Raw genomic sequence first — 4892 nt, 5'->3', positions numbered from 1 at the left:
AAGATTAAATATATTGTTTAAATGATTTATTTCTATGGATACAAAAAAAGTTGAGGTATTAAAACAGGTTGCTCATTATAATTTGGTATAGGTTAGAGATTCCCATGAACCTTTTTCAATAATGAGTAAGTTAATTGTATAAAGAATTGTTATATTGCTGGTGTTAATAAGATAGGCAGCTGCGGTTGATTCAGACTCCCTATCTTATTTTCCGTTTAATTATTGATTCAAGTATTCATTATTTAATTTTTCTAATCGAGTAAATAAAAGTGGAAGAGTTTTTTTATGCAAAAAATCTACACCGATACCCCCACTAGACATACCCCCGTGGTCGTATTTTTCTACCCAAAAATCAGATTCAGACTTAAATGAGTGATTTGTGAGCTTTTGAAAAAACTTTTCAAAATGTTGAATAAAACAAGTTTTCGAGCAGGGTAAAGGAATCGTGGAGAAAACCTGTTGAAGTTCATCCCATAAATAAGGATCACCTCTAAGTCCCCATTGTTCAGACTTTTGCTCAAAAATTTTGGCTACTGATGGTTTCATTATTATGCCCCCAAACCTTTTCACTACAATTATACCCAAATGAGATCGTAAAGGGGTATACTTAAAATCCTATTCATTCATAAAACATACAAAGATACATCAGTTTATAGCATTTTATATTGTCAAATACTATAAAGGAGACTAACAAAACATTTTTTGTTCAATTAAAATTACTTAGGACTGTAGGGTATGTTACCATTTAGACTGCTTAAAGGGTAAGTTTTTTGAGGGCCATTAAAGAAAAAAGGGATTTATCTCATTTAAGGTAGGGAATTTTAAATCAACTGAATTATGTGGTATAAGCGTTAGGGGATTTTATTATTGCTTGTGAGGATACAAGAACAAGCAAGGAATATGAAAGTTTGATGAAAACAATACATATGAAGCTGCGATAAAAAACTATATTTTTTATTTTGGTAAAGGTGGAGACCAAGAGGCAATTACCAAACGACACGAGGCTATGCATAAAACATTACTTAATGAAGCAGCTCTAACACCCAAAGACCTATCTAGACTTTTTAACAAGTATGAAAAATTAACACTTTGGAGGAAGTTAGAAGAAAAGTGTGAAATTTGTGGAACAAAAATAGCTTTTGAACAGATGAATGCAGACCATAAAATACCTCACTCTATAGGTGGAGCAACCTAAATTGCAAATGGAATGAGTGTGTGTGAATATTATAATAAGGCAAAAGGAAATAGTGATTCACCAAAGGATGGCTGGGCTTGCTCTATTTCTGGTTATACTCAAGTAAAAACATCCACTACAATAAAATGTCTTGAATCAAATTAAATATAAATAAAAGGATAGAAAAACTCTGATGTAAGTTTCTATCCTTTTATTTTTGAAATACGGTATAAAATGTAATTTGAAAAGATATGACAGCGTAGGATAAAAGCTTTATGATTAAAGTAAATGAGTTGGAATGAAAGAGGTTAAGGAAATTGAACAGAGAAGATATTATGAAGAATTTGGAATCTATATATACAGATTATTTTGACGGTCTTTTTAACATAAATCAATTAAAGTTTATGTTAAATAAGCTACATAAACAAACAGATATCGAAATTAATGAATGGGCAGAGATGTTACTTGATGCCCAATGGAAGAATGCAACAGAAGATGATTATGAAAAGAAACGCCAGCAGTTAAAAGAAATAGATATCGATAACTAGTGCTTTTGGATTAATTACCACGCCATTTATTTACCATTATTTATTATAATAGAATTAAAGAACTTTTTCACTGGAGTGTTGAAAAATGAGTAATGATTTTATATCCTATCTAAACTCGATGAATAACGCAAATAGTTCAAACGAAAATGCGATTGCCGAATCACAAATTACAAATCCCTTTTACGATAAAATACGGGTTGAAAGAAATATTGGGAACTATCTTATTGAAAAAATAAAAGAGAAACCAACGACAATATTATTGACAGGTCATGCAGGGGATGGAAAAACGAGCCTAGTTTATCAAATACTTAGGGAACTAAAATTGATTAAAAGTAATGAACAGTTAAAGGTATATGATGAATATTATTCAGAGGAACTTAATTCAAAATTTCTATATGTAAAAGACATGAGTGAGCTGAATAAACAAGAACAGGTCACCCTTTTAAAAAGAAGTATAGATATTAAAGAAAGTGGTGGTTCGGCGGTATTAATCTCTAATACTGGGCCATTGATTGATTCATTTAAGGGTTTAGAGGAGAAATTTCCAACAGGTGTTTCTAAGACAACAGTTGAAATGGACTTATTAAGATTAATGGATGAAAATACAGGTCATGTTGGAAAAGTTGGTGTACATGATGTTTTACTTATCAACATGGCTAGGATAGATAATGTTGTCATGGTGCCGAGTTTATTCAAAAACATGCTATCTGATGAGCTATGGGAGCCATGTAATCAATGTGATAAAAAACAAGTATGTCCGATGTATAATAATTATCTGTCTGTAAATGAAAACTTTAATAACGTTGAACAGTTTATTACTAGCTATTATAGATGGTTATATGAGACAGATAAACGACTTACTATAAGACAAATATTATCACAGCTTTCATATTCTATTACAGGTAATCTTACCTGTGAGTCAATCGAACCTAACGCAAATGAAACTTTATTATACATCTATCACTTTTCAAATTTATTTTTTGGTTATACGGGAGTATCGATAAATACTGATGCTATTCAAATTAAGGCAATAAAGGAACTTCAAAGCTTAGGTTTAGATACTAAAGAACTAAAGAATGATTACAATATTTTTGTTAAAGGTGATTTTGAATATTTAACTCCTAAAGCTAGGAATGTAATAGAGCCTATCTGGCAGAAAAAAATGCGAAGATATACTACGTTATCCATTGACTTACTAAGAGAGGACGAGCCTTACCAACTAAGGAAATCAGTAAGGAGAATGGAAATCTTATTTGGTAATCATAATGAGAAAACAATGTCCGACTTGTTAGGAAGGCTATTCTCACCAATCTTCCCAGAATATCTTAATTCAAGAGTAACTGAGTTATCTGGTCGTGAATTAAGGAATATTAAATCTAAAATTGTTAAAGCACTTTATTTTATGCTAGTTGGAATACCAATAGATTCAGGAGCGGACGATGTGATATTTCTCCCTCTTAATCGAAAAGGTAAAGCTATTCAGAATGTACAACTACTCTTGGGCAAGATAGATACCTCGGATATTTATATTAAGTCAAAATTTATGCAATCAGATTATGATTCTGAAGAAAATCACTTTGTTTTAGAGCTAAGTTTTGGAAGAATAAGCGAGCATTTTCAAATTTCTCTGATGTTATTAGATTACTTTGATAAGGTATCCAAAGGGGCAGTCTCAACAAAGTTAAATCCCTCTCTTAGTCATGGTGTAGATAAAATGAAATCTAAGCTATATCAGGAATATAAATTTAATGAAAATGAACACTTAATCAAAGTATTAGTGCAATCAATTAAAGGCCCTAAGTTAGTTAGTTTTGAAATTTCTGGTAAAGACTTATATATCGATTAAATTAAGTATAAAGGATTTGATGAAAGTGTTCCCTAATATTAAAGATTTCGACAAGGATGAAATGAATCCTCAGATACAAATATACGGACAGAGAATTTTTCGTAGTCAGACACTATATGAATATCTTCTTGAGTTTTTGCTTGTTTTCATTTCACCCAAAGGTACTGAATCTATAGAGAAGGCTGATCAAGGTTATTCATTTTTTGTACCGGAAGACGGGGAAAAACTAACGTATTTTCCTAGTCCTAAAATGGGATTAAAGAGATTTATTTTCCTTAATAGAAGTGAACAAGAAAAAAGATTTGAAATTGACAAAGATGCACTTAAAGAGCATAGAGATTATTTAATACGCAATATGGACATCTCAAATCCTAGCATGAACGCGGAGTTTGTATTAGATGTATTACAAGATCTGCTTTATGGATTTAATGCGGTTATAGGAAAAAGATCTTGGTTTGCCCAGTCATTATTACCAGTAGCACCAGAATTAATATTTTGTGAGGCGATGGGGAAGAAAAATGTTCGTACAAAATTAGAATATGATAAGGATAAATCGAAAGTAGATAAAGCTTTTTCTTTTACTGATAGAGCCTTTATGGCACGTGGGGGAGAAGTTTATTACTTGCATATTGTTCAAGGAATAAAAGAAGCACCAGAGTACGAATCAAAACTAATTCAGGGTTTGAAAGATTTAGTGCAAGGAATTCCGCAATTAAGTGCGATTGCTCAATATCTTCAAGAGACGTGGCTAGAATATAATTATGATGAAAAATCTGATCCAATGACAGTTGATAATGTAAACAGAATAAAGAAGGATGCTATGTGGATTCCTGATAACTTTTCGTTACGAGCAAAGAAAGCTGTTATTGAATTAAATAATATATTAACAAGTGAATTTGATCCTTTTGAGAAGGTAGAATTATTAGGAAAACTTATTGCCATGCAGATAATGAGAATGATGTGCCTACAGGCCACAATGGTTCTTAATGACAATGATGGACAAGAATGGTTGATTGACTTGACTGATAAGCCTAATGGTCATATTAGAAAAATGGCAGTTTCATCTTATCTAAGTATAGAGGAAAACGTTTTTAGGGCAGTTCACATGGCTGATATTGAGTCATATAAAAATAAAGAAAAAATTGAAAATGATTTTAAAATACTTAAAGAGGCATCTGAAGATACAAATAAATTAATCAGGAAGCTAAGCAAGGATATCGAATTTCTAATTCCGCCTAAAGGGAAAAATATGAGATTAAGCCTTAATGAAAATATACTTAAAGTATTAGTGTTAAGTTTGATTCAACCGGGAGAACGTATATTA

4 protein-coding genes are annotated in these 4892 nt (G+C 31.4%); 3 read left to right on the top strand and 1 reads right to left on the bottom strand.

The genetic code is table 11. The features are described from left to right. Nucleotides 1–219: 219 nt before the first annotated feature. Nucleotides 220–546, bottom strand: a complete 327-nt coding sequence (locus V7083_RS13890) for a hypothetical protein (protein ID WP_335478721.1) — start codon at nt 544–546, stop codon at nt 220–222. A gap of 945 nt (nt 547–1491) precedes the next feature. Here V7083_RS13890 and V7083_RS13885 point away from each other — a divergent pair. The 3 genes from V7083_RS13885 to V7083_RS13875 form a co-directional block, all read left to right on the top strand. Then, a complete protein-coding gene (locus V7083_RS13885; protein ID WP_335478719.1) occupies nt 1492–1722 on the top strand; it encodes a hypothetical protein in 231 nt (76 codons plus the stop codon). Between the two features lie 85 nt (nt 1723–1807). Next, on the top strand, nt 1808–3568 hold the full coding sequence (locus V7083_RS13880) for a hypothetical protein (RefSeq protein WP_335478717.1): 1761 nt from the start codon (nt 1808–1810) through the stop codon (nt 3566–3568). Nucleotides 3569–3593: 25 nt separating this feature from the next. Then, nucleotides 3594–4892: hypothetical protein (locus V7083_RS13875; protein WP_335478715.1), on the top strand; the 1299-nt coding region annotated here is incomplete at its 3' end.

The organism is Bacillus sp. JJ1764, from assembly GCF_036962145.1.
Lineage (GTDB): Bacteria > Bacillota > Bacilli > Bacillales > Cytobacillaceae > Neobacillus.
This window is presented reverse-complemented; position numbering and strand designations above follow the sequence as displayed.

Bases quoted from the DNA above. Each gene is read 5' to 3' on its own strand.
- V7083_RS13890 (WP_335478721.1), bottom strand. From the start codon at position 546: ATGAAACCATCAGTAGCCAAAATTTTTGAGCAAAAGTCTGAACAATGG.
- V7083_RS13880 (WP_335478717.1), top strand. From the start codon at position 1,808: ATGAGTAATGATTTTATATCCTATCTAAACTCGATGAATAACGCAAAT.